At 43.2% G+C, this 21,650-nt stretch carries 22 protein-coding genes; 20 read left to right on the top strand and 2 right to left on the bottom strand.

Features of this window, described 5'->3' with window-relative positions:
• The first annotated feature begins 87 nt into the window (after positions 1–87).
• The 17 genes from L0Y14_RS09545 to L0Y14_RS09470 all read left to right on the top strand — a co-directional run bounded on the left by L0Y14_RS09545 (position 88) and on the right by L0Y14_RS09470 (position 18,313).
• Positions 88–1,257: a KamA family radical SAM protein gene (locus L0Y14_RS09545; protein WP_006475838.1), complete on the top strand. Its 1,170-nt coding sequence runs from the start codon at positions 88–90 to the stop codon at positions 1,255–1,257.
• Between the two features lie 216 nt (positions 1,258–1,473).
• The gene (locus tag L0Y14_RS16710; protein ID WP_040820285.1) at positions 1,474–1,653 is read left to right on the top strand and encodes a hypothetical protein; all 180 of its coding nucleotides are present in this window, start codon (positions 1,474–1,476) and stop codon (positions 1,651–1,653) included.
• Positions 1,650–2,810 carry a DNA cytosine methyltransferase gene (locus L0Y14_RS09540; protein ID WP_305790599.1) on the top strand — a complete coding sequence of 387 codons (1,161 nt, stop codon included), beginning with the start codon at positions 1,650–1,652 and terminating at the stop codon, positions 2,808–2,810. The genes L0Y14_RS16710 and L0Y14_RS09540 overlap by 4 nt, the downstream gene beginning before the upstream one ends.
• Positions 2,807–3,664 carry an uS8 family ribosomal protein gene (locus L0Y14_RS09535; RefSeq protein ID WP_083825204.1) on the top strand — a complete coding sequence of 286 codons (858 nt, stop codon included), beginning with the start codon at positions 2,807–2,809 and terminating at the stop codon, positions 3,662–3,664. The genes L0Y14_RS09540 and L0Y14_RS09535 overlap by 4 nt, the downstream gene beginning before the upstream one ends.
• Positions 3,664–4,068 carry a very short patch repair endonuclease gene (locus L0Y14_RS09530; RefSeq protein WP_006475836.1) on the top strand — a complete coding sequence of 135 codons (405 nt, stop codon included), beginning with the start codon at positions 3,664–3,666 and terminating at the stop codon, positions 4,066–4,068. Before L0Y14_RS09535 ends, L0Y14_RS09530 begins: the two co-directional genes overlap by 1 nt.
• Before the next feature lie 109 nt (positions 4,069–4,177).
• Positions 4,178–4,894: a DUF3450 domain-containing protein gene (locus L0Y14_RS09525; protein WP_040820279.1), complete on the top strand. Its 717-nt coding sequence runs from the start codon at positions 4,178–4,180 to the stop codon at positions 4,892–4,894.
• Between the two features lie 86 nt (positions 4,895–4,980).
• Positions 4,981–5,694 carry a hypothetical protein gene (locus L0Y14_RS09520; RefSeq protein WP_138921951.1) on the top strand — a complete coding sequence of 238 codons (714 nt, stop codon included), beginning with the start codon at positions 4,981–4,983 and terminating at the stop codon, positions 5,692–5,694.
• A gap of 613 nt (positions 5,695–6,307) precedes the next feature.
• Positions 6,308–7,132 carry an HNH endonuclease gene (locus L0Y14_RS09515; protein WP_083825218.1) on the top strand — a complete coding sequence of 275 codons (825 nt, stop codon included), beginning with the start codon at positions 6,308–6,310 and terminating at the stop codon, positions 7,130–7,132.
• 63 nt (positions 7,133–7,195) lie between these two features.
• Positions 7,196–7,879, top strand: a complete 684-nt coding sequence (locus L0Y14_RS09510; RefSeq protein ID WP_040820392.1) for a hypothetical protein — start codon at positions 7,196–7,198, stop codon at positions 7,877–7,879.
• An 87-nt stretch (positions 7,880–7,966) separates the two neighbouring features.
• Positions 7,967–8,593: an HNH endonuclease gene (locus tag L0Y14_RS09505; RefSeq protein WP_083825217.1), complete on the top strand. Its 627-nt coding sequence runs from the start codon at positions 7,967–7,969 to the stop codon at positions 8,591–8,593.
• Positions 8,594–8,750: 157 nt separating this feature from the next.
• A complete protein-coding gene (locus L0Y14_RS09500) occupies positions 8,751–10,283 on the top strand; it encodes an IS1182 family transposase (protein ID WP_006475872.1) in 1,533 nt (510 codons plus the stop codon).
• Positions 10,284–11,439: 1,156 nt separating this feature from the next.
• Positions 11,440–12,051, top strand: a complete 612-nt coding sequence (locus L0Y14_RS09495; protein WP_251859175.1) for a GyrI-like domain-containing protein — start codon at positions 11,440–11,442, stop codon at positions 12,049–12,051.
• A gap of 142 nt (positions 12,052–12,193) precedes the next feature.
• On the top strand, positions 12,194–13,033 hold the full coding sequence (locus L0Y14_RS09490; protein ID WP_251859174.1) for a DUF2971 domain-containing protein: 840 nt from the start codon (positions 12,194–12,196) through the stop codon (positions 13,031–13,033).
• A gap of 634 nt (positions 13,034–13,667) precedes the next feature.
• Positions 13,668–14,564, top strand: coding sequence for a patatin-like phospholipase family protein (locus L0Y14_RS09485; protein WP_083825220.1), 897 nt, complete (start codon positions 13,668–13,670; stop codon positions 14,562–14,564).
• A gap of 1,106 nt (positions 14,565–15,670) precedes the next feature.
• Positions 15,671–17,179: a hypothetical protein gene (locus tag L0Y14_RS09480; RefSeq protein WP_240991758.1), complete on the top strand. Its 1,509-nt coding sequence runs from the start codon at positions 15,671–15,673 to the stop codon at positions 17,177–17,179.
• Between the two features lie 276 nt (positions 17,180–17,455).
• Positions 17,456–17,710 carry a hypothetical protein gene (locus L0Y14_RS09475; RefSeq protein WP_240991757.1) on the top strand — a complete coding sequence of 85 codons (255 nt, stop codon included), beginning with the start codon at positions 17,456–17,458 and terminating at the stop codon, positions 17,708–17,710.
• Positions 17,711–17,926: 216 nt separating this feature from the next.
• On the top strand, positions 17,927–18,313 hold the full coding sequence (locus L0Y14_RS09470) for a hypothetical protein (RefSeq protein WP_138921959.1): 387 nt from the start codon (positions 17,927–17,929) through the stop codon (positions 18,311–18,313).
• Positions 18,314–18,417: 104 nt separating this feature from the next.
• Here L0Y14_RS09470 and L0Y14_RS09465 read toward each other — a convergent pair whose 3' ends face one another.
• Together L0Y14_RS09465 and L0Y14_RS09460 are read right to left on the bottom strand one after the other, a co-directional pair.
• Positions 18,418–18,672 (bottom strand): Txe/YoeB family addiction module toxin, encoded by a 255-nt coding sequence (locus L0Y14_RS09465; RefSeq protein WP_039960868.1) that lies wholly within the window; start codon positions 18,670–18,672, stop codon positions 18,418–18,420.
• Entirely contained in the window at positions 18,669–18,920 is a 252-nt protein-coding gene (locus tag L0Y14_RS09460; RefSeq protein WP_081417794.1) for a type II toxin-antitoxin system Phd/YefM family antitoxin, read from the bottom strand. The genes L0Y14_RS09465 and L0Y14_RS09460 overlap by 4 nt, the downstream gene beginning before the upstream one ends.
• A gap of 713 nt (positions 18,921–19,633) precedes the next feature.
• Between L0Y14_RS09460 and L0Y14_RS09455 the strand changes: the two genes are divergently transcribed.
• The 3 genes from L0Y14_RS09455 (at position 19,634) to can (ending at position 21,627) form a co-directional block, all read left to right on the top strand.
• Positions 19,634–20,365, top strand: a complete 732-nt coding sequence (locus tag L0Y14_RS09455) for a carbonic anhydrase (protein WP_005965199.1) — start codon at positions 19,634–19,636, stop codon at positions 20,363–20,365.
• Positions 20,366–20,509: 144 nt separating this feature from the next.
• Positions 20,510–20,908: a phosphate-starvation-inducible protein PsiE gene (locus L0Y14_RS09450; RefSeq protein ID WP_039960438.1), complete on the top strand. Its 399-nt coding sequence runs from the start codon at positions 20,510–20,512 to the stop codon at positions 20,906–20,908.
• A 116-nt stretch (positions 20,909–21,024) separates the two neighbouring features.
• The gene (can, locus tag L0Y14_RS09445) at positions 21,025–21,627 is read left to right on the top strand and encodes a carbonate dehydratase (protein WP_006475862.1); all 603 of its coding nucleotides are present in this window, start codon (positions 21,025–21,027) and stop codon (positions 21,625–21,627) included.
• The last annotated feature ends 23 nt before the right edge of the window (positions 21,628–21,650 follow it).

The following is a 21,650-nucleotide window of genomic DNA, read 5'->3' as shown; positions in this document are numbered from 1 at the left end:
CAAAAAATCGCGCCCCTTTTTCGTTCCACTGATGCGGACGTTATGTCAATATCGAAATAGAGTACGCACTAGAAGGGGCTAATAGTTTTGAGTAATCTTGATAAACTGAAGAAAATAGATTGGAAAAGCGTTGATTGGCAGAGTGAGCTGAAGCAGAACATAAACTCTATCGACTCATTGAAACATTACATTGACTTGTCAGAAGATGAGGAGGAGATGCTGCGGGAAGTAGTAGGTCAGCATCCAATGAATATTCCTCGATATTACTTGAGCTTGCTCAATGAATATGACACCAATGATCCCATCCGAAAATTGGCACTCCCCAGTGAAGATGAACTGATTGTGGCTGGCTCTATGGGAGAAACAACTAAAGATCCCTATGGTGATGATAAACATAATAAGGGAAATGGTGTTCTACATAAATACCCTTATTCTGCACTGATAGTAGCAACAGATTATTGCTCTATGTATTGCAGGCATTGTTTTAGGAAAGCCATTGTTGGGCTACCTAACGATAAAACGGTTGAGAATTTCCAGCGTGCAGCAACCTATATTCGTGAGCACAAAGAGATAACTAACGTAATTATATCTGGAGGCGACCCCCTTCTAATAAACACGCGAAGGATCAAAAAGATACTAGAAAGTCTAGTAGATATTGATCATGTTAATTACGTTCGTATAGGCACAAGAACACCCGTTGTTTATCCTATGCGATTCTTTGATGACGATCTTCTGAAGTGTTTTGAAGAGTTTAATAAGCATAAGACCCTTTATCTTCCTACACATTTTAATCACGCCAATGAGATTACCAATATAGCTAAGGAAGCTGTATTGCGTATACGTCAAACTGGAGTCACTGTTAATAATCAGGCTGTACTTTTAGAGGGTGTTAACGACAGTGCTAGTGATATTGAGAATTTGATGAATGGTCTAGTTACTATTGGCGTAAACCCTTACTATCTATATCAGTGCATGCCCGTTTCAAGGGTAAGACACCATTTTCAGGTTCCTCTGAAAAAGGGAATCGATATTGTTGATGAAGCCAAGTTGCGGCTTGATGGGTATGCAAAACGATTTAAATTTATTATGGGTCATGACATTGGAAAGATTGAAATATGCGGGCGAATTAGCGATAAGTTGATCTTGAAACAAATTCATTCGAGACCAGAAGAGCCTGAAAATGCTAGCCGCATGATGGTAATGGCCTTAGATGATAAGGTAGGCTGGTTAGATGATATGCGTGAAATTAGTTTATAGCGAATATTTGACATAACAAAAGCAATTAACTCGGACAGTCCTACGCGGTGTTTATTTTGTGCTAAAAGAGGATAGCACAAAATAAACACCACTACGGCCTGCCGGTTATTGCTGGCGTTATGCGCCAATTACATACTTCAGCACCTTCGTGTGGTTGAAGGGTTTGAGGTTATGGCATAAAATGGATACACAACTGTGTATCCAAATGGTGGAATAATGACAAAATCGGCTGCACTTCGGATTAGGATAGAACCCTCACTACATCGACAGTTTATCACGACTTGCAAGGCGCAGGATGTGAAAGCATCTCAGGTGCTAAGGGATTTTATGCGCCAGTTTGTAGCTCAAAACGCTGAAGGAAAGCAAATTCAACTGCTCAAGGAGGATAAAAAGTGAAACTAAAAAAAGAATACTCATTTTACGAATTCTTTGCTGGCGGTGGCATGGCCCGTGCTGGTCTGGGCGACCGGTGGGAGTGTCTTCTTGCAAATGATTTTGATCATAAGAAATGTGCTACATACAGCATTAATTGGGGTGGAGAGCAACTTAAGCCAGGTGATGTCCGTCTATTAAAACCCAGCGATCTCCCTGGAAATGCTGATTTAGTATGGGCGTCATTTCCTTGTCAGGACTTGTCGATCGCTGGAGGTGGTGCTGGACTCAAAGGTGAGCGTTCAGGTACATTCTGGCCCTTCTGGAAACTTATAAAATCTATAGCAAATGAGGGGCGGGCACCAAGTGTTATTGTCCTTGAGAATGTCGCTGGAGCGGTTACTTCACATGGTGGAAAAGACTTTTCAGCAATTTGCAAGGCACTGACGGACGAGGGTTATAGGGTTGGGGCGGTCATTGTTGATGCTGCTCTGTTCGTTCCCCAGTCTAGGCCTAGGCTGTTTATAATTGCTGTTCGATCTGATATAAAAATCCCGAAAGAGATTGTTGGTGATAATCCTATGCCTATGTGGCATACCCGTTCTCTCAAGGTGGCGTATAGTAAACTGACAGCAAGGATAAAGGAGAATTGGATATGGTGGCATTTTGATGCGCCAGCAGAGAGAACAATAACCTTGTCTGATATCATAGAAGAAAACCCATCGGGGGTTATGTGGCACACAAAAGAACAAACATCTCAGCTCATAAACATGATGAGCGATCTAAATTTAGAAAAATTACAGAAAGCTAAGCGGCTTGGGCGTAGAGTGGTCGGTACTGTCTATAAGAGAACTAGGCGAGATGTAGCAGGGATAAAGGTTCAGCGCGCAGAAGTGAGGTTCGATGACGTTGCTGGTTGCCTCAGAACTCCAGCGGGGGGCTCTAGCAGGCAGTTGATTATAGTAGTTGATGGCAGCAAAGTAAGATCGCGCCTAATTTCAAGTCGTGAGACGGCTAGACTTATGGGGCTGCCTGACAGTTACATTCTTCCAGAACGCTATAATGAAGCTTACCACCTTACTGGTGATGGCGTTGTGGTTCCTGTGGTTCGGCACCTTGCTGAGAGGATTATTGAGCCAATAATCAAAAAGCAAATTCGGGCAAGCAAGGAGGCCGCATGAGTGTTATACCGTGTGAGCAGAACAAGGATCTTCGAGAAAAAATTAAAGAATATGCGGAAACTTTAAAAACAGAAGCTCACACGCTCGGAAGCCACGGGTTAACAGAGGCCGAATTTTATAATAGCGGTCTTTTTCGCGGGGCGATTGAGCGAATCCGTGGACAGTTTTCTGCAACGATGCGCGAGAAAAGAGAATTCGTTAAACACATCCTAAATTATATGCAAGACCGTGGCTACATCGCGGACTGGGAATCCGCTGGGGAAGCAAATCGCCACGATTATTCCGTCAGTCTTAACTCTGGAAAGACAGCAATAATTGAACTGAAAGGCTGTCTTGATGGTAATAATACCAATATTTTTGAGCGCCCACCACACGCCAACGAATTTGTTGTTTGGAGTGTTTGCACTAACACAGGTGCAGATCCGAGGCACAATGCTTGGTCAGGAATACATACTCGCCTAGGTGCAGAGATTATATTTAGAGAACAGCGAGTAGATGGTGTTATCATATGGGATATGGTTTGCGGCACTATCGGTCGGCCATGTCCAAAGATAGTAGATGGCAACAGGCAGCCAACAAATGTTGGTCCATTTACACTTCCCCCTCCATGCATTTACCTACTTCCACCAACAATACCAAGCCCGCGAAACAATCCGCACCCACCAGCACAATCAATTAATGATGTAGAAATCCTAACGGCATTTCATAGTTGCTTTGGAGGGAAAAACGAGGAATTGTTCACGGTTACCTTCGACGTCAGCTACCGGGGTACAGATACCGTTCGAACAACAACGATTGAGCAAAACGGTGTTTTGATGAAACAGTCGGAGCCAACTGCTATCCGGCGAGCCTAATGCAGGAAACAGCAGAACAACGTAGCCGTATCATGCGGTGTGTAAAAAGTAAGGATACAAAACCTGAATTAGTTGTACGAAAAATTTCTCATTCATTAGGTTACCGTCATCGCCTCTATCGAAAAGATCTTCCCGGCAAACCGGACCTAGTTTATCCTTCACGAAAGAAAATTATATTTGTGCATGGTTGCTTTTGGCATGGGCATAAGTGCAAAAGAGGGGATAGATTACCTAAAAGTAATCGTGAATACTGGGTAAAAAAGATCAAGTCCAATATGGAAAGGGATAAACTTCATATTGAAGAGCTGAATAATCAAGGGTGGTCTGTATTAATTGTATGGGAGTGTGAAGTGAAAAATCTACAGGTCCTAACACAGAAAATAGCAGAGTTCATTGATGGATGACGCGCATAACAATCACATGCACTCGGACAGCAAAAAGCGCCGCTCGTACCTCGCTTTGCTTTTTGCTGCCGGTGATGTGGGTCGTTATGTTTCAAAATGAGGTAACGAGATGACTATTCCTGATTCTGTATTGGAAGAAATTCGAGCGAGGGCTAAAGAATCCTGGCCTGACGACAAGGACATGCGGGAATATTCTGTAAAAGAGGAAATCGATGGTTATCGACAATTTCAATCGATTGATTTCACGGGTATTACAGAAAAACAAAAAGAACAAATCATCGAATCTGCACAAGAAATGTACGAAGGCTGGGATGAAGTAGCGTCAGAAATAGAAGACGAAATTGAAGCACTGAAAGAGTTAAAGGAATACGAGCATCCCAATATCGCAAAAGAATTGCTCAATCAGTGGAGGAAAGAGGCTGAAGAAGAAAACGAAAGGTACTTCAGACTTCAACTTGAAGAAATAGAGAAAAGAGTACGGCAACACGAATCTATCAAAAACACTAGAAGAGAGATTGATCCATTAAAGCAGATACTAATCGAACTAGAAGATATAGTTGGTAACGAGTGTTACAACGGCAATATACAGAATTATAGTAGTTGGGGTGAACTTGAGAGCGAAGGTCGCTCTTTTCGTTATCCAGTCAAATTCTTTGATGGGAAAAAAGAGCACAAAAAATGGAACGTCACTAAAGATATTCCAAGCGAAGAACTGATAACCGGATACTATCCGTTTGGGGCTAATGAGTTAAACATCTATCGCGCCCTGCATAAAGTATTAAAACATCTTGAGAAGAATTATGGCTTTAAGCTACCAAAAACATAACAAAGGGCTCCAAGGGACGCTCCGCTTCGCTGCGCGCCCCTGAGCCCAAGCGTTATACGTAAAATGCGCATCTGGAAGAATAAAACATGATCTTAGATTGCTCTTCCCCTGAATCAGCTAAAAAGTCACTATGTAAAATATTTGATGTCACAGAGCCGGAATTCTTGACATTAATAAGATCAGTAAAGCCATATGATAGCGATTTCCAGCCCCCACAAGATGTTATCTACGATCAAACCTGTGAACAATTTGGAGCACCCAGTTCCACGCTAAAAGTTGCTTGGTTCCACGGCACAAGAGTAGAAGACCATAACTCATTTTATAAACATGGAATTCTACCTAAGACCGCTGCAATAAAATTCATAGAACCCAGACTTAAGGAATTGGCAGTAGATCTCGAACATTCAGGAAATAATCCATTTTCAACTTCACTTATGGGCAAGCAAGGCGAACATGATGAGGGGCCATTTGCATTTTTGATAAAGGATGTGGCCATTCATGCACCAGGAGCACATCATAGTTACGTTAATGCACCTGAAATGGTCGAAGATATTGCGGGCACATTACTTGGTGAGAACTTTGCTCAATTAGTTGCTAGTTACCAGAAAATTACTACGTCATATGTAGTCACTTTTATTGCTGACTCCAAGGGGTATGAAATACCTTATGCGTTATGGTATCTGAAGCTTATAGAGGATGGAGAATCGGAAATCGAGGCAGCTAACGCTGCAAATACCTGTTTCTGTGGAGATGGAAGCATTATTTCACCCGAGCAAATACAAAATGTCGAGCATATATAAAACGTATAACAAGGCAAATTCACTCAGACTGCAAAAAGCTGCGCCGTTCGTTCCTCACTATGCAGCTTTTTGCATCCGGTGATTTGCGACGTTGGGCAACCAAGGCATCGCCATAGAATAAGTCGTGCACGGCAACAGAGAATTAAGTTTAAATCGGGTAGAGTCGGAGAGGCTTGGAGCCCAGGCTATTCGGCATCATGGCGGATAGGTGGTTAATAGGGTCTGTCCCTGTCGAAAGATCATCTCGCCTTGCAAGGCTTAGGCAGGATGCGGCTTCGTCGCCATTGCAGAAGTTGGCTGCACGTGCCTACAGGGAAATGATAGGCTTTTGGGTGTGAATAATGGTGCAGGTTGCAAGGAAGCCGAATTGAACCTTCCGCCTCAGAAATTTGGTGGCAAAGTCATGGTGCAGGCTGAAAGGAAATCGCATCAAGCCTTCCGCCTCAGAAAAGTTGAATCCTCAGGGAAGTGGAGAATTTTGAGTTATGGACACAGGCCAGCACAGAATTATGCCCAACAATGGGCTGCAGTGGACGTCAAAAAGCTCCGCTCGTTCCTCGCTCCACTTTTTGTCGCCACTAAGCCCAAACGTTAGCTAAATCAGAGAGCAGCTATGCCCATAATAATCAGAACAGCTTTCAATAATCAGGAATGGAGCGGTCATTGCCAACAAGCGGACCGAGACCGAAGACTGTTTCAATGCAAAAATGACGTTGTTAAGACGGGATATAAAATAAATAAAAAAGGCGTATGCCAAGCTACTTGCTGGGAATCAACATTATGTGAGAAATATTGGTGGCAAAGTGCTGTAGGCGAGTTCAGCGATAGGGCCGAAGGAAAAGCATATTTTGTCTATAGAGATACCGACAGTACATTAGTATTGTGGGGGCGTTCAACAATCACGGAAAGAGACGGCAGCTTCATTTACTTCAAGAAATTCAAACCGCTTGACGAACATAAAAAAATCAAAGGTATTACCTATAAAGAACTTGAAAGCATTGGTGTACCAAGCTGGGGGGCTGGAACGTTTAGGTACATTAATGAGAAAACAGCAAGTGTGCTAGACGCAATAATAAAAGAAGGTAGTTACTATTTCGACGATCCGGCAGAGCCATTCTCTGATATTGAAGGCAGAAGAAATCTTAAAAAACATTTGAAGCTAGAAAGGTCATCACGCTTAGTTAAGGAGTTCAAAGCTTCACTATCCAATTACAAATGTGAAGTATGTAAATTCGATTTCGGTGAGAAATATGGTCAGTTAGGTTACGGCTTTATCGAGGCGCATCACAATAAACCATTAGCCTCATTAAAACGACAAACTGTAACAACCATTAATGATTTGTCAGCGGTGTGTTCAAACTGCCATAGAATGCTACATAGAAGTAATCCGCCAATTGGTATCAAAGAGTTGGCGCAACTAATCGAAGAAAATAGCTAACAAAACCATCCAGCGGACGCGCCAAAGGCGCGCGCCGCTGATGGTTGGCGTTATGTGTAAGAAATGAAAATTTACATCGCGCTTGCAACGTTAGCCATTTGCTCATTTTTCGTTGCGTATACTTTGCCAACAGATGAGATGCTAAAAGGCATTTACGCTTCTCCTGGTCTGTTGGCACTTTTTGGCGTGCTTTACCAGGTACTGCGCGATCAAAGTGCGCATGAACGAAACCTAGAAATCCAAAAGCGCCAGCAAGTATTCAATATTGGTGCCACATCCCACATGGCGAATGTCGCGTTTGATAAGCATGTGGAGTTCTGTGAGAAATATATGCAAGAGGTACACGAAACGGTGTCAACGCTGTTTCGTGAAGGGCCAACGGATAAAGCACTAAGCCATGCAGGGAATTTCCATACTCTCAGGCAAGAATATGCAGCTTGGTTAACGGATGATATCAACGAAAACCTTTTTCCATTCGAGCAGGCCCTAAGAAGCCTCGGAGCTGGAGAGCATTTCATTCGCCAAACTACTGGGGCTCCACAATATCAAGAACAACGTTCGAAGCACATCGATAAAGTTTACAAGGACTTTTCGAAAATCTTAACCATCGAGGAAGGCGCAGAGCCAGATCCAGTTGTAGCTACTGAGGTAGTTAAAAAGAAGGTGCGGGATATCCTCGATATTGAACAGCTTGTGCAATTAAGAAAGCGCCTGATCGAAGAGGCCAACAATGCAATCAACACATAACAAGGCAAATTCACTCGGACGCCAAAAAGCACCGCTTCGCTCTGCTTTTTGGCGCCGGTGATTTGCGTCGTTAGCCAATAAAAACCAATGGTCGATGACAAAGATATAGAGCTCCTGTCCTATTACCTTGCGGCTCATGAAAATAAGGCAACAGCAGCAGAAGTGAAGCAACACTTGGGATATAAATCCATAGGTGATGTCAATCTGCATGTTGTCAGGCTGGCAAAAAAGGTTGCTAGTGAATTTTCATACCAGCCCACGATTAGAAAAAATGGACAAAAAAGGTGGTGGCCCTGTTTATTTGAAGGGGAAGATACAAAGCATGGCTTTGTGTGGACATTAAGAGGTGAAATTAAAGAATGGTTTCTATCAAACTACACAGAACAAGTATTTTATAAAAAAGTAAAAGCATCGCTTGATGGTAATAGTAAAGAAAGGAATCAGAGGTTATTAAAGGCAGAAAAGAAACCCAAAAGAATAGAAAAAAAGGTATGGGATTTCATAAGAAACCCTGATGTGGTAGCCGAAGTATTATATTTAGCAAACGGTATATGCCAAGCATGCAAATGCAAAGCGCCATTTCTCAGAAAATCTGATGGCACACCATATTTAGAGGTACATCATAAAATTCCGCTTTCACAGGGTGGCGAAGATACAGTGAAGAATTCAATAGCTTTGTGCCCAAACTGCCATAGGAGAAAACATTTTGGCTAACAAGCGGCTAAACTCGGACCATCAAAAGCGGCGTGGCCTCCGCTGCGCTACAGCCACTCCACTTTTGGTGGCCGGTTAGCCTTATCGTTGAGGCTGTCGGAAAACCCCTACAAATGTAGAATACGAGCATACTAAGTCAAACTGGGAGAAAGGGAGAATGGCTCGTTACAAGGACTACAATTATGATCAAATGAAAATGATCCCGGTCTCCTTTGAGCGTCAGATCCTGCCGGGCAGTTTTGAATATTCCCTCGCTTACCTGATCGATAATGAACTGGATTTATCCGCTTTCGATCAATACTACTGCAATGATGAAAACGGTCGCCCGGCCTATGATCCAAGGGTGCTGTTGAAGATCATCATTCTGGCCTATTCCAAAGGGATTACCAGCAGCCGCCGGATCGAACGGCTGTGCCGTGAGAACATCATCTTCATGGCGCTGTCGGCGGACCTGCAACCCGATCACAGTACACTGGCAGATTTTGTCTCACGTTCCCCCGAGGCCGTTGCTGATCTGTTCAGTCAGATTGTCCTGATGTGTGATCAGCTGGGACTGATCGGCAAAGAGATGTTCGCCATAGATGGCTGCAAACTACCCTCCAATGCCTCAAAGGAGTGGAGCGGCACCCATACGGAGTTAAAGAAAAAGCGGCAGAAAATCGATCGTGCGGTAAGGCGCATGCTGCAACGCCATTGTGAGCAGGACAGCGCAGAGCAATCCCCCGGCATCCAGAGGCATGATGAAGCCGAACAGATCAAGAAACTGCGCGCCGTCTCGCGCAAGATCAAACGCTTTCTGGATACCGAGCCGGAGCGCACAGGGGTGAGTGGACGGGAGGTCAAAAGCAATATAACCGACAACGAAAGCGCCAAGATTAAGACCAGCCATGGCGTGATACAGGGCTACACCGGAGTGGCAGCGGTCGACAGCAAAAACCAGGTTGTCATATACGCCGAAGCGTTTTGGCAGGGCCAGGAGCATGGACTGCTTAAACCTGTTATCGAAGGCATCAGAGATACCTTCAATGACAGCAAATCGAAAAGCACCCTGAAAAAGACAAAAATCACTGCCGACTCCGGCTACCATAACCGCGAGATGCTCGAATACCTCGAAGCCGAAGGCGTCGATGCCTATATCGCCGATACGGGCTTCCGCTCACGCGATCCGCGCTTCAAGGATCATAAGGAACCCAGGGAGAGAAACAGACGCAAGGATAAAGAACGCTTTACGCGGAGTGAATTCATCATTGATCGAAAAAAGCGGACCTGCCGCTGCCCTGCGGGACATGCCCTGTGGCTCAAGGCGAAGCGGGCCCGCATAGGTCATCATCTGTTCATGCAGTTTCAGGCCTATGAAAAGGACTGTAATAATTGCGGACTGAGGAAGCGCTGCCTCAGAAATGAACAACAGCACACCCCGCGACAGATCAATGTTGCACTAGACATTACCCAGGAGCAGAAGGCGGGAGTTATCGAACGGATGAAGCGCAAGATTGACAGCCCAGAGGGACGACATATCTACAGTCAGCGGTTGGGTACTGTAGAACCGGTGTTTGGTCACATCACCGATGCCGTTGGCATCAAGCGATTCAGTCTCCGAAGCAAGCGCAAGGTGGATGGGCAGTGGAAATTGATGATGATGTTACATAACATCCTGAAGATTCACCGATATGGATGGGAATGGGCGTAAACCGAAGGACAGAGTGCGAGATTAATCTGCTCAGAGACAGAATTACGGACTAATCAAAAAAACAATGAATGAGCGCTGTCAGAAATAATCTGAACAAAAGAGTGTTTGTCTGAATTTGGTTTTTCGACAGGCTCGTTGGGCAACCAAGGCATCGCCATAGAATAAGCCGTGCACGGCAACAAAGAATTAAGTTTAAATCGGATAGGGCCGGAGAGGCTTGGAGCTCAGACTATTCGGCATCATGGCAGAGAGTTGGGCAATTTGGTTGGTGCCTTAACGAAAGATCATCTCGCCCTGCAAGGCTCAGGCCGGATGCGGCTTCGTCGCTATTGCAGAAGTTGGCTGCAAGGGCATACAGGGAAAGGATAAGCTTTTGGCTGTGAATAAGGGTGCAGGCGGCAAGGAAATCGCATTGAACCTTCCGCCTCAGAAAATTTGGTTGCAAAATCATGGTGCAGGCTGAAAGGAAATCGGATCAAGCCTCCCGCCTCAGAAAAGTCGAATCATCAGGGAAGGGGAGTATTTTGAGTCATGGACACAGGCCAGCACAGAAATATGCCCAACAATGGGGCTCCAGTGGACGGCAAAAAGCTCCGCTCGTTCCTCGCTCCGCTTTTTGTCGCCACTAAGCCCAAACGTTAGCTGAAAGACAAATATTGATGATCGATGAACAAACGCATCAGGCACCCCAAGCTCAGTCAATTCAAGTCCATAATTTGTCACGCGCTTATGCGAGAAAATTGGTTGCCAAATCCAAACGGGTGTAGAGTCAAAGTCCGTACCGCGCTGAAGCGGGAAAGTTGATAGCCATCCAAAACAGGTGGTGCATCGAAGGCAACTCAGCCGCTGATGCGGGGCAGAGTTGGTAGCCATCCAAACAGGTGGCAACATCAAAAGCACATCAGCCGCTGATGCGGCCAGAGTTGGTCGCCATCCAAAATAGGTGGCAGATCAAAGTCTGTCATACGCTGAAGCGGGATAACTGGTTGCCAAATTCAGCAGGAGAAGGGCGAGGGATGGCCACACAATTTCAATATCATGGCAAAGAAAGCAGCTAACAAGTGGCTGCAGTGGACGCCAAAAAGCTCCGCTCGTTCCTCGCTCCACTTTTTGCCGCCACTGAGCCAAGACGTTATGCCCATAAGGAGAAGTTTCGGTGGAAAAGATAGATTATAAAAAAGAATTCAAGCATCTATACAAGCCGTCAGCTAAAAAAGTTGAAGTTGTAGATGTGCCAACAATGAATTTTCTTATGATTGATGGAGAGGGTGATCCCAATACATCAAAATCATTCCAAGATGCCATTGAGGTTTTATATCCTCTTTCATATACGCTGAAATTCACGGTTAAAAAAGGAAAGATAGGGATTGACTATGGGGTGATGCCCTTGGAAGGGTTGTGGTGGGCAGATGATATGTCTTCTTTCAGTGTAGGCAATAAAGATGAATGGAAATGGACACTTATGATAATGCAGCCTGACCTTATTACAAAAGAAATGGTTCAGGAGGCAATAGAACAAGTGAAAACAAAGAAAGACCCTGTATCTTTGCCCCTAGTAAGGTTTGAGTTCTTTGATGAAGGTAAGGCAGCACAAATAATGCATATAGGTCCATTCTCTGAGGAAGGGCCGACTATAGAAAAAGTACACTCATTTATTGAAGAAAATGGAAGCCAGAGAAGAGGCAGGCATCACGAGATATATTTGAGTGATATTAGGCGTGCGGCCCCTGAAAAATGGAAAACAATTATCAGGCAGCCAATGTCATGAAATGGCATAACAATAGCATCCAACGGACCCGCAAAGCTACGCGCACTTTTTGTGCAAGTCGCTGTCGCTCCATTTTTGCACAAAAAGACGCTCCGCTTCACGGTCCGCTGATGCTAGGCGTTAAGTTTTCGAAAGGAAAGAATTGGAACTGTTTAAATACCTACCCCCTGAACGAATCGATGTATTGGAAAACATCAAAATTCGGTTTACCCAAGCTTATGCATTAAACGATCCTTTTGAATCTTTTCCAGCCATAGTCCAAAAAGACAGGGCGTGGTACAAGCGTCAATTTTTAAAGCGCATTGAAAATGAAGCGAACCAGTATGCTTTTCGTAATAAAGTAAAAAGGAAGCAGTACATTAGAGCCAGAAAAAAAGAATTTGAAAATTTCTATCAATGCTATACAGATGAAAAATGGCTTTTCGAGCAAGCCCAATCAGTGATCCGGTTAGACTCGGTAGTTCAAGGATATCTAAGCCTTAGTGCTACAAATAAGAGTATTCTTATGTGGTCGCATTATGCACAGAATCATGAAGGGTTTGTTATAGGCTTTAGACGTGAGCATGAGTATTTTAACTACGGTCTAATGAAGGTTAAATATAAAGATAAAAGGCCCTTCCTTGACCCAACACAGCCTAAACAGGATGCCAGTCTTTTTTACACAAAAAGTACTGATTGGAAATATGAAGAAGAGTATCGGAAATCTATAGGGTTTGTAACACCTATTGAACTGGAAAACGGTAATACGCTATTGCCATTTCCAGAGGAGCCGCCAGACGTTGGTGACGAGTCACTTCATGCTATAAGGTTATTCGATTTTCCAAAAGATTGCGTGTCATCCATTATTGTCGGATGGAAGTCCAGTCCCAAGCTGCTTTCTGAAATTGAAAAAAATCTTAAAAGGCATCAATTAGAAAGTGTTGCTATATATAGTGCGACGCCTCACAAGTTCCGGTACGAAATGGAAGTGCATGAAATATAAAAACTTAACAAATAGCTCCAGCGGACAATTCAAAGCGGCACTTGTTTTGCTTTCGCAAAAACGCGCCGCTTTGAATTGCCGCTGAGCATGGCGTTGGGCAACCAAGGCATCGCCATAGAATAAGCCGTGCACGGCAACAAAGAATTAAGTTTAAATCGGGTAGAGTCGGAGGGGCTTGGTGCCCAGACTATTCGGCATCATGGGATAGGTGGTTAATAGGGGCTGTCCCTGTCGAAAGATCATCTCGCCCTGCAAGGCTCAGGCCAGATGCGGCTTCGTCGCCATTGTAGAAGTTGGCTGCATGTGCCTATCGGGAAATGATAGGCTTTTGGGTGTGAATAATGGTGCAGGCGGCAAGGAAGTCGAATTGAACCTTCCGCCTCAGAAATTTGGTGGCAAAGTCATAGTGCAGGCTGAAAGGAAATCGGATCAAGCCTTCCGCCTCAGAAAAGTCGAATCCTCAGGGAAGTGGAGTATTTTGAATTATGGACACAGACCAGCACAGAATTATGCCCAACAATGGGGCTCAAGTGGACGGCAAAAAGCTCCGCTCGTTCCTCGCTCCACTTTTTGTCGCCACTAAGCCCAAACGTTAGGCCTTACAAAACAAAAAGTGCAATAGAGTGAGATCAAAATGAATATTGGTTTAGCCCTTGGAGGTGGCTCTTCTCGTGGATGGTCACATATAGGTGTTATTAGCGCACTGGCTGATCAGGGAATTGTGCTCGATATTGTTTGTGGTACTTCCATAGGCTCATTAGTTGGTGCATCTTATGTATCAAATAACCTTGAGAAGTTGGAAGAATGGGCGTGCTCACTGACCAAGTTTGGGACCGCTAGGTTTTTTGAAATTAACACATCACTGAATGGTTTCGTTAATACAAAAAGGCTGCACCATTTTTTAAATGAATATGTGGCTAGTGATAATTCAGTAATAGAGGATCTTGATAAACAATATGCCACTGTGGCAACAGATTTAGAATCTGGCAGAGAGGTGTGGTTTACGAAAGGTTCAGTGTTAGAGGCAGTTTGGTCATCCATTTCACTACCTGGCCTCTTTCCGGCAATTAAAAACAATAATAAGTGGCTTGTAGATGGCGGATTAGTCAATCCAGTTCCTGTTTCAGTCTGTCGAGCATTAGGTGCAGATATTGTTATAGCAGTAAATTTAAATGGTGATATTGTTGGGAAACATTTTCAAAAACCAAAAGATAAAATAAAACAAGATACGGGTGTTGTAGACAAAATCACCGATTTAGTCACAGAATATACAGCTTCGGTATTTTCAACAACAAAAGTTGAAGATAAACCACCGAGCTTGTTTGAAGCTATCGCTGGCTCAGTCAATATTACGCAGGACAGAATTACAAGGAGTCGCATGGCTGGAGACCCTCCAGATATTTTACTTTCTCCAAAGCTGTCACATATTGGTCTATTGGAGTTTTATCGAGCAAATGAAGCTATAAATGAGGGAAAAGAATGTGTCCAAAGAATGCTGCCAGAAATACAGTACGTATTAAGTATGGCCTAACAAGACAATTCAACATGGACGCATTTTTCAGTCGCTTCGCTCCTTACAAATGCACCAGTTAATTGCAACGTTGGGCAACCAAGGCATCGCCATAGAATAAGCCGTGCAAGGCAACAGAGGATTAAGTTTAAATCGGGTAGAGTTGGAGAGGCTTGGAGCCCAGGCTATTCGGCATCATGGAGGATAGCTGGTTAAATAGGGTCGGTCCCTGTCGAAAGATCATCTCGCCTTGCAAGGCTCAGGCAGGATGCGGCTTCGTCGCCATTGCGGAAGTTGGCTGCACGCGCCTACTAGGAAATGATAGGCTTTTGGGTGTGAATAATGGTGCAGGCTGCAAGGAAATCGAATTAAACCTTTCGCCTCAGAAAATTTGGTTGCAAAGTCATGGTGCAGGTTGAAAGGAAATCGAATCAAGCCTTCCGCCTCAGAAAAGTCGAATCCTCAGGGAAGTGGAGTATTTAGAGTTATGGATACAGGCCAGCACAGAATTATGCCCAACAATGGGGCTCCAGTGGACGGCAAAAAGCTCCTCTCGTTCCTCGCTCCACTTTTTGTCGCCACTAAGCCCAAACGTTAGCTGAAAGACAAATTATTGATGATCGATGAACAAACGCATCAGGCACCCCAAGCTCAGTCAATTCAAGTCCATAATTTGTCACGCGCTTATGCGAGAAAATTGGTTGCCAAATCCAAACGGGTGTAGAGTCAAAGTCCGTACCGCGCTGAAGTGGGAAAGTTGATAGCCATCCAAAACAGGTGGTGCATCGAAGGCAACTCAGCCGCTGATGCGGGGCAGAGTTGGTAGCCATCCAAACAGGTGGCAACATCAAAAGCACATCAGCCGCTGATGCGGCCAGAGTTGGTCGCCATCCAAAATAGGTGGCAGATCAAAGTCTGTCATGCGCTGAAGCGGGATAACTGGTTGCCAAATTCAGCAGGAGAAGGGCGAGGGATGGCCACACAATTTCAATATCATGGCAAAGAAAGCAGCTAACAAGTGGCTGCAGTGGACGCCAAAAAGCTCCGCTCGTTCCTCGCTCCACTTTTTGCCGCCACTGAGCCAAGACGTTCAGCGTCAGTATTAGAGTCACAGATTAGGGAATAAAATGAATAGAAAATTATTTGAGTTGGCTTTAGACAAAACAAGATCGTCAGATTGGGAATATTTCGAAGAGCTTAGTTCTGGCTTTCTAGCGTCAGAGTTTACATCTCTTAGGACTATGGCATCTCCAAATGGTGATGGAGGACGAGACTCTGAATTATTTTCGTCGGATGGGGCTACATATGTAGCTGTTCAATATTCAGTGGCTAAAGACTTTGATCCCAAAGTGATGAGGACTATAAAGTGGCTTGAAGAAAATTTCGATCAAATAAGAGTTTTGATCTATTGTACAAACCAACAAATTGGTGCGAAAGGCGATGCATTAAAACAAAAATGTATCGGCAAGGGGGTTTCATTAGATATACGTGATAAAAGTTGGTTTTTGGAAAGGTATGAACTAGATGATAATAAATATAGTTGTGCTTCTCAGCTAGTTGATGTCATTGCAAGGCCATTTTTGGAGTCTGAGTCAATAATTGAGAAATCTAGACCTGCATTAACTTCAATAGAATCTAAAGTAGCCCTAACTTATTTAGGTATGCAGTGGGAAGATGAGAATACTGATAAAGGGTTAACGAAGGTAGCTTTTGAATCACTTGTCAGAGCAGCCTTAAGGAATACAAGTTCAGAGAATAGAATGGCGCGTATAGAAGTGCATAAAAACGTTGTTGAATTTATACCATCAAGTGACCCAGCTGAGATTGAGAAGTGTGTTAATTCTGCACTCAATAAGCTAAACAAAAAAGTTATACGGCATTGGATTAAAGAAGATGAATTCTGTCTTACTTATGAAGAGGTAAATCGAATACAAGAACGAGTTGCAGAGACTGAATGCGAAGAAGTAGAGTTTTCTAATGAAGTTGAGAGGTTGGTTGGAAATGAGAGGGAGGACAGCGACCACATAAATGATGAAAACATTCAGGAAATTTCGAATAGGATATTGAGGATTATTGATCACTATTTAATTAAATCTGGAGAATCATTTGCCTCTTCTGTACTGCATGGTGATATTTGCTTAAATGATCATAATACGCTGAATAATTGTATCTTCTTAGATATAAATGACTTCCCATCATCGGAGAGCTATCTTGTTCATTTTCCTGATATTGCTTTAAATGTAATAGCAAGATTATTAAGCTCTGACTTATCTGCGGTTAAAACACATCTAAAAAAGATATCCGATACATATACCCTTTATTCATTTTTACGAGAAACACCTGACGTTCAGAAAGTAACTAAAAAAATATTTAGTCACGGTAAAATTTGGTTGGATACAACTATCGTATTGTCTTTATTAGTTGAAACATTCTATAGAGATGAGCAACACAAAAAATATTCGGATATTGCCCACTCTTTAATAGAAAGTGGCGTTGAGTTATGCGTTACGGATGGGGTAGTTAGAGAAGTATTGCAACATATTAATATTTCGTTAACTTGCTCAAGAAGAAGTTTAAGTCAGTGGAACGGAAGAATCCCTTTTTTGTATTATCATTATGTTGAGCAGGGGTACTAGCCTCTAAAGTTTGCGTCTTCCATAGAAGTTTTCCATGGGAGATATAGACCAGAGGATGATATTGAAGAGTACCTTAAGAATAATTTTAGTATTGTAGTTGAGCCTTTAGCCGATGCAGTTCAGTTAGTAGATGAAGATACAAGATTTCGTATAGAAACATTATGGTCTGAAGCTCATAAACACAGGCGCAGCGAAGCTAACAATGGCAATTTCGATGACGCCATAACTGAAGCGTTAATAAAACATGATGTTGAGAGTTATGTCGGCGTAATTGGAATGCGACAAAATGAACCAGTATCAGAGCTAGGTTATGAGCACTGGTGGCTTACAATTGATAGCTTAGCTTGGAAAATCAGAAATAAACTCAAAGAAGAGTTTGAACGTCCACCTTCATCCCCATTAATGTCATTGGGTTTTTTAGCTAATAGCCTGTCTTTTGGTCCTTCTAGGAAAAATTTTAGTAGAAATCAAGAACAATTACTTCCTCTTTTTTTGAGGCTGATGCATCAGAATATATGCCTAGAGAATTAATAGAAATAGCAAATAGAGTTCGCGAAAAAAATGAAGATCTGCCTGAACATGTTATTCGAAGAAAGGTGAGAGATACTTGTGATCGTATGAAAAGGCGATACGGGAAAGTAACACAAGGCGCAGTAGACGCTGAACAAGGCGCTGCACACGGATAAATTACTCGCTGCGCTCCTAATTTACCGGTGAGCAAGGCGCTAGCCTCATAAGGAGAAAGAATTGGGCTGGGAAATAATATCAGGTGCCGTTATCGCTCTATTAGCCGTTCTAGACTCACGTCGTGAGAATGAACAGAATAGAGTCAATGAATCTCTACAAGCATTAGGTGATGCATATTATTCCACGGTTACTTACTACGACACCGACTTTACAAACAGCAGCGCTAAACGACACGAGCAGTTGCTGTTAGCGCAAAAATGGGACAGAGTCGCGAATCTAACTAGACAATTCGACAGCAATATCGCAAGCCGCTTCAGCCTTAAAAGTCGTTTTTGGCAAGACGGTGAGGCGTGGAGTAGCTCTAAAATTAAAGGCGCAAAAATAAGCTTAGAAAATATTAGAAGAGATGTAAGATTTTTACTTATACCTAAACAGAAAAAAGGCTAACAAATTCATCCAGCGGACAGTCAAAAGGTTCACGATTTTTGCATCCGCAAAAAATCGCGCCCCTTTCGCCTGTCGCTGATGAGGGCGTTATGTGCAATTGAGGGTTAGTAGTGGTATCTAAGTTGAGCAATATGAACGGATTCAGAGTCAACTTTGTAAATGATTCTGTGTTCATCATTTATCCGCCTAGACCAGTAGCCGGATAAGGCATGCTTAAGTGGCTCTGGTTTACCGATGCCCTCGAAAGGTGAGCGTTGAATATCTTTTATTAGTGAGTTGATGCGCTTAATCATTTTTTTATCGACCTTTTGCCAATATAGGTAGTCATCCCAGGCATGATCGGCAAAAATGAGGTTCATTCGCTTAATTCTCTTGGTTTTCCATTGCCATTCTCAATTTGAGAAATAGATTCGATAAGCCTCTTCATGTTCTTGGGGCTACGAAGAAGGTATGCTGTTTCCTCTAGAGATTCATAATCTTCAAGTGAGAGCATGACAACCGATCGTTCATTTTTCCTAGTAATAACAACAGGTTCGTGGTCATCACATATGCTTTCCATAGTTTTGGCTAGGTTCGAGCGGGCAGCAGTATAGCTAAGGGCTTTCATTGTTACGCATCCTAATGTGGTACATGTACTTAATATTGTACGTCATGGCATTGCACATAACAAGGCAATTTCAGTCGGACGCCAAAAAGCTCCGCTGCGCTCCACTTTTTGTCGCCGCTGAATTGCGACGTTGGGCACAATAGGCATCGCACGGAACAAGCACCGTGCACGGCAACAGGGAATTAAGTTTAAGTCGGGTAGAGCCGGAGAGGCTTGGAGCCCAGACTATTCGGCATCATGGTGGATAGGTGGTTAATAGGGACTGTCCCTGTCGAAAGATCATCTCGCCTTGCAAGGCTCAGGCCAGATGCGGCTTCGTCGCCATTGTAGAAGTTGGCTGCATGTGCCTATCGGGAAATGATAGGCTTTTGGGTGTGAATAATGGTGCAGGCTGGAAGAAAGTCGAATTAAACCTTCCGCCTCGGAAAATTTGGTGGCAAAGGCATGGTGCAGGCTGAAAGGAAATCGAATCAAGCCTTCCGCCTCAGAAAAGTCGAATCATCAGGGAAGGGGAGTATTTTGAGTTATGGACACAGGCCAGCACAGAATTATGCCCAACAATGGGCTGCAGTGGACGTCAAAAAGCTCCGCTCGTTCCTCGCTCCACTTTTTGTCGCCACTAAGCCCAAATGTTATGCTTACAAACATCTCTCTTGCGCCGCAAAGAGCGATGTTGATCTTTCAAGCGGCAATTAAAAAATAGGAGTATCGTCTTGAAACGGACAATTGTTTTCGTTTGCGCAATGGTGGCATCTGGCAGTGTGTTTTCTGAGGGTAAATCACATTGGGGATATTCAGGCCATGAAGGGCCGAATCATTGGGCATCTTTGAGTGCTGACAATTTTGCTTGTTCTGGGAAAAACCAGTCACCGATCAATTTGTCTGGTTTTATTGAATCTGAACTTATACCTATTGCATTTAATTATAGTAATGGTGGCTATGAAATCCTAAATAACGGTCATACTGTTCAGGTTAATTATAAAAAAGGCAGCAGTATTAAAATCGACGGAACCACATTTAATTTATTACAGTTCCATTTTCACGCGCCTAGTGAAAACCATATCAACGGGCATTCCTATCCTTTGGAAGCACATCTTGTTCACGCAGACAATAACGGGAATTTGGCTGTCGTCGCAGTCATGTTTAAAGAAGGTGCGGCAAACAAAGGTTTAACAAAAGCTTGGGCAATGATGCCAAAATATGAAGGAGATAAGCATTTATTGTCCGCAATGGTCCCTGTCGATGATATTCTGCCGAAAGAACGTGATTACTATCGGTTTAACGGCTCTTTGACTACTCCACCATGCTCTGAAGGTGTGCGTTGGCTGGTAATGAAACAAGAAGTCACTGCATCAGAAGAACAAATCAATGCATTCAAGCATGTGCTGCATGAACCAAATAATAGGCCATTGCAAGCCATCAATGCCCGGGCCATACTAAAATAAATTGCATAACAATCACATGCACTCGGACAGCTAAAAGTGTCGCACGGTTTGTGCATTCCGCTACGCTTCATTTTGCACAAAACGTCGCCACTTTCGGCTGCCGGTGATGTGAGTCGTTAGCTGTACTGATACAAGAAGGCATAAATGAGTAACTTAAAAGAATCTGGTTATAAAGTACTGGCAATAGTTGAAGATATAGGTTTATTAATTATTGCTTTATCAACAGTAATTGCTATTGGTTTTGAAGTTATACAAATGTTTGAAGCCATGAAAGTGACACTGGCAGATCTTTTGTTACTTTTTATATATCTTGAAGTTTTAACAATGATTGGTATATACCTTAAAACAGGACAGCTACCTGTCCGTGTTCCACTTTATATTGCTATAGTAGCGATAGCACGATATGTGATTCTTGACATGAAGAACCTTGATACACTAAGAATGCTTGGTCTCGCAGGTGCTGTACTCCTTATTTCTATATCTATATTAGCTATTAGATATGGTCATAATAAGTTTCCATATAATGATAAAAAAGACAGCTAACAATCACATAAACGCTGACCACATTTTCTTACGGCCTAAACAAATAGCTCGTAAGAAAATGTGGCAGGTTATGTAGGCGTTATATGTAGAAAGAAAGCACGAGGGGAATTTTGCGGTTGAAAAAACTAAATCATCTGTTTGACAACAATTTGGCATGGGCAACATCAATCAAAGAGAAAGATCCAGAGTTTTTCACGCGCTTATCAAAGCAGCAGGCCCCCGAGTACCTGTGGATTGGCTGTTCAGATAGTCGAGTCCCAGCCAATCAAATAACAGGTTTACAACCTGGCGAGGTATTTGTTCATCGTAATATTGCAAATGTTGTCGTTCATACAGATTTAAATTGTCTGTCCGTAATACAGTTTGCTGTTGAGGTGCTAAAGGTCAAGCATATTATTATTTGCGGCCACTATGGGTGTGGTGGTGTAAAGGCGGCGCTGGAAAATCACGAGCATGGACTTATCGATAATTGGTTGCGTCATATTAAGGATGTCATACGCTTCAATTCTGGACAATTTGATGGGCTTGAGCATAACGAGAAGTTAGATTTGCTCTGTGAGCTCAATGTAAGAGAGCAAGTTACAAACATTTGTAATACAACTATTGTCCAGAATGCATGGAAACAAGGAAAAGAGCTTTCTATTCATGGTTGGATTTACAGTATTGAAAATGGGATTCTTAAAGATTTAAGTGCCTGCGTTACATCAAAAGACGTATAAGTTTGCATATAACAAGCGACTGT

Origin of the sequence: Candidatus Endoriftia persephonae (assembly GCF_023733635.1) — a bacterium.
Lineage (GTDB): Bacteria > Pseudomonadota > Gammaproteobacteria > Chromatiales > Chromatiaceae > Endoriftia > Endoriftia persephonae.
The sequence above is the reverse complement of the archived record's forward strand: the minus strand, read 5'-3'. Positions and strand labels throughout refer to the sequence as shown.

Coding starts and splice junctions, on each gene's coding strand:
- L0Y14_RS16710 (WP_040820285.1), top strand. CDS start 1,474: ATGACAAAATCGGCTGCACTTCGGATTAGGATAGAACCCTCACTACAT.
- L0Y14_RS09535 (WP_083825204.1), top strand. CDS start 2,807: ATGAGTGTTATACCGTGTGAGCAGAACAAGGATCTTCGAGAAAAAATT.
- L0Y14_RS09530 (WP_006475836.1), top strand. CDS start 3,664: ATGCAGGAAACAGCAGAACAACGTAGCCGTATCATGCGGTGTGTAAAA.
- L0Y14_RS09525 (WP_040820279.1), top strand. CDS start 4,178: ATGACTATTCCTGATTCTGTATTGGAAGAAATTCGAGCGAGGGCTAAA.
- L0Y14_RS09520 (WP_138921951.1), top strand. CDS start 4,981: ATGATCTTAGATTGCTCTTCCCCTGAATCAGCTAAAAAGTCACTATGT.
- L0Y14_RS09515 (WP_083825218.1), top strand. CDS start 6,308: ATGCCCATAATAATCAGAACAGCTTTCAATAATCAGGAATGGAGCGGT.
- L0Y14_RS09510 (WP_040820392.1), top strand. CDS start 7,196: ATGAAAATTTACATCGCGCTTGCAACGTTAGCCATTTGCTCATTTTTC.
- L0Y14_RS09505 (WP_083825217.1), top strand. CDS start 7,967: ATGGTCGATGACAAAGATATAGAGCTCCTGTCCTATTACCTTGCGGCT.
- L0Y14_RS09500 (WP_006475872.1), top strand. CDS start 8,751: ATGGCTCGTTACAAGGACTACAATTATGATCAAATGAAAATGATCCCG.
- L0Y14_RS09485 (WP_083825220.1), top strand. CDS start 13,668: ATGAATATTGGTTTAGCCCTTGGAGGTGGCTCTTCTCGTGGATGGTCA.
- L0Y14_RS09480 (WP_240991758.1), top strand. CDS start 15,671: ATGAATAGAAAATTATTTGAGTTGGCTTTAGACAAAACAAGATCGTCA.
- L0Y14_RS09475 (WP_240991757.1), top strand. CDS start 17,456: ATGCGACAAAATGAACCAGTATCAGAGCTAGGTTATGAGCACTGGTGG.
- L0Y14_RS09465 (WP_039960868.1), bottom strand. CDS start 18,672: ATGAACCTCATTTTTGCCGATCATGCCTGGGATGACTACCTATATTGG.
- L0Y14_RS09460 (WP_081417794.1), bottom strand. CDS start 18,920: ATGAAAGCCCTTAGCTATACTGCTGCCCGCTCGAACCTAGCCAAAACT.
- L0Y14_RS09450 (WP_039960438.1), top strand. CDS start 20,510: ATGAGTAACTTAAAAGAATCTGGTTATAAAGTACTGGCAATAGTTGAA.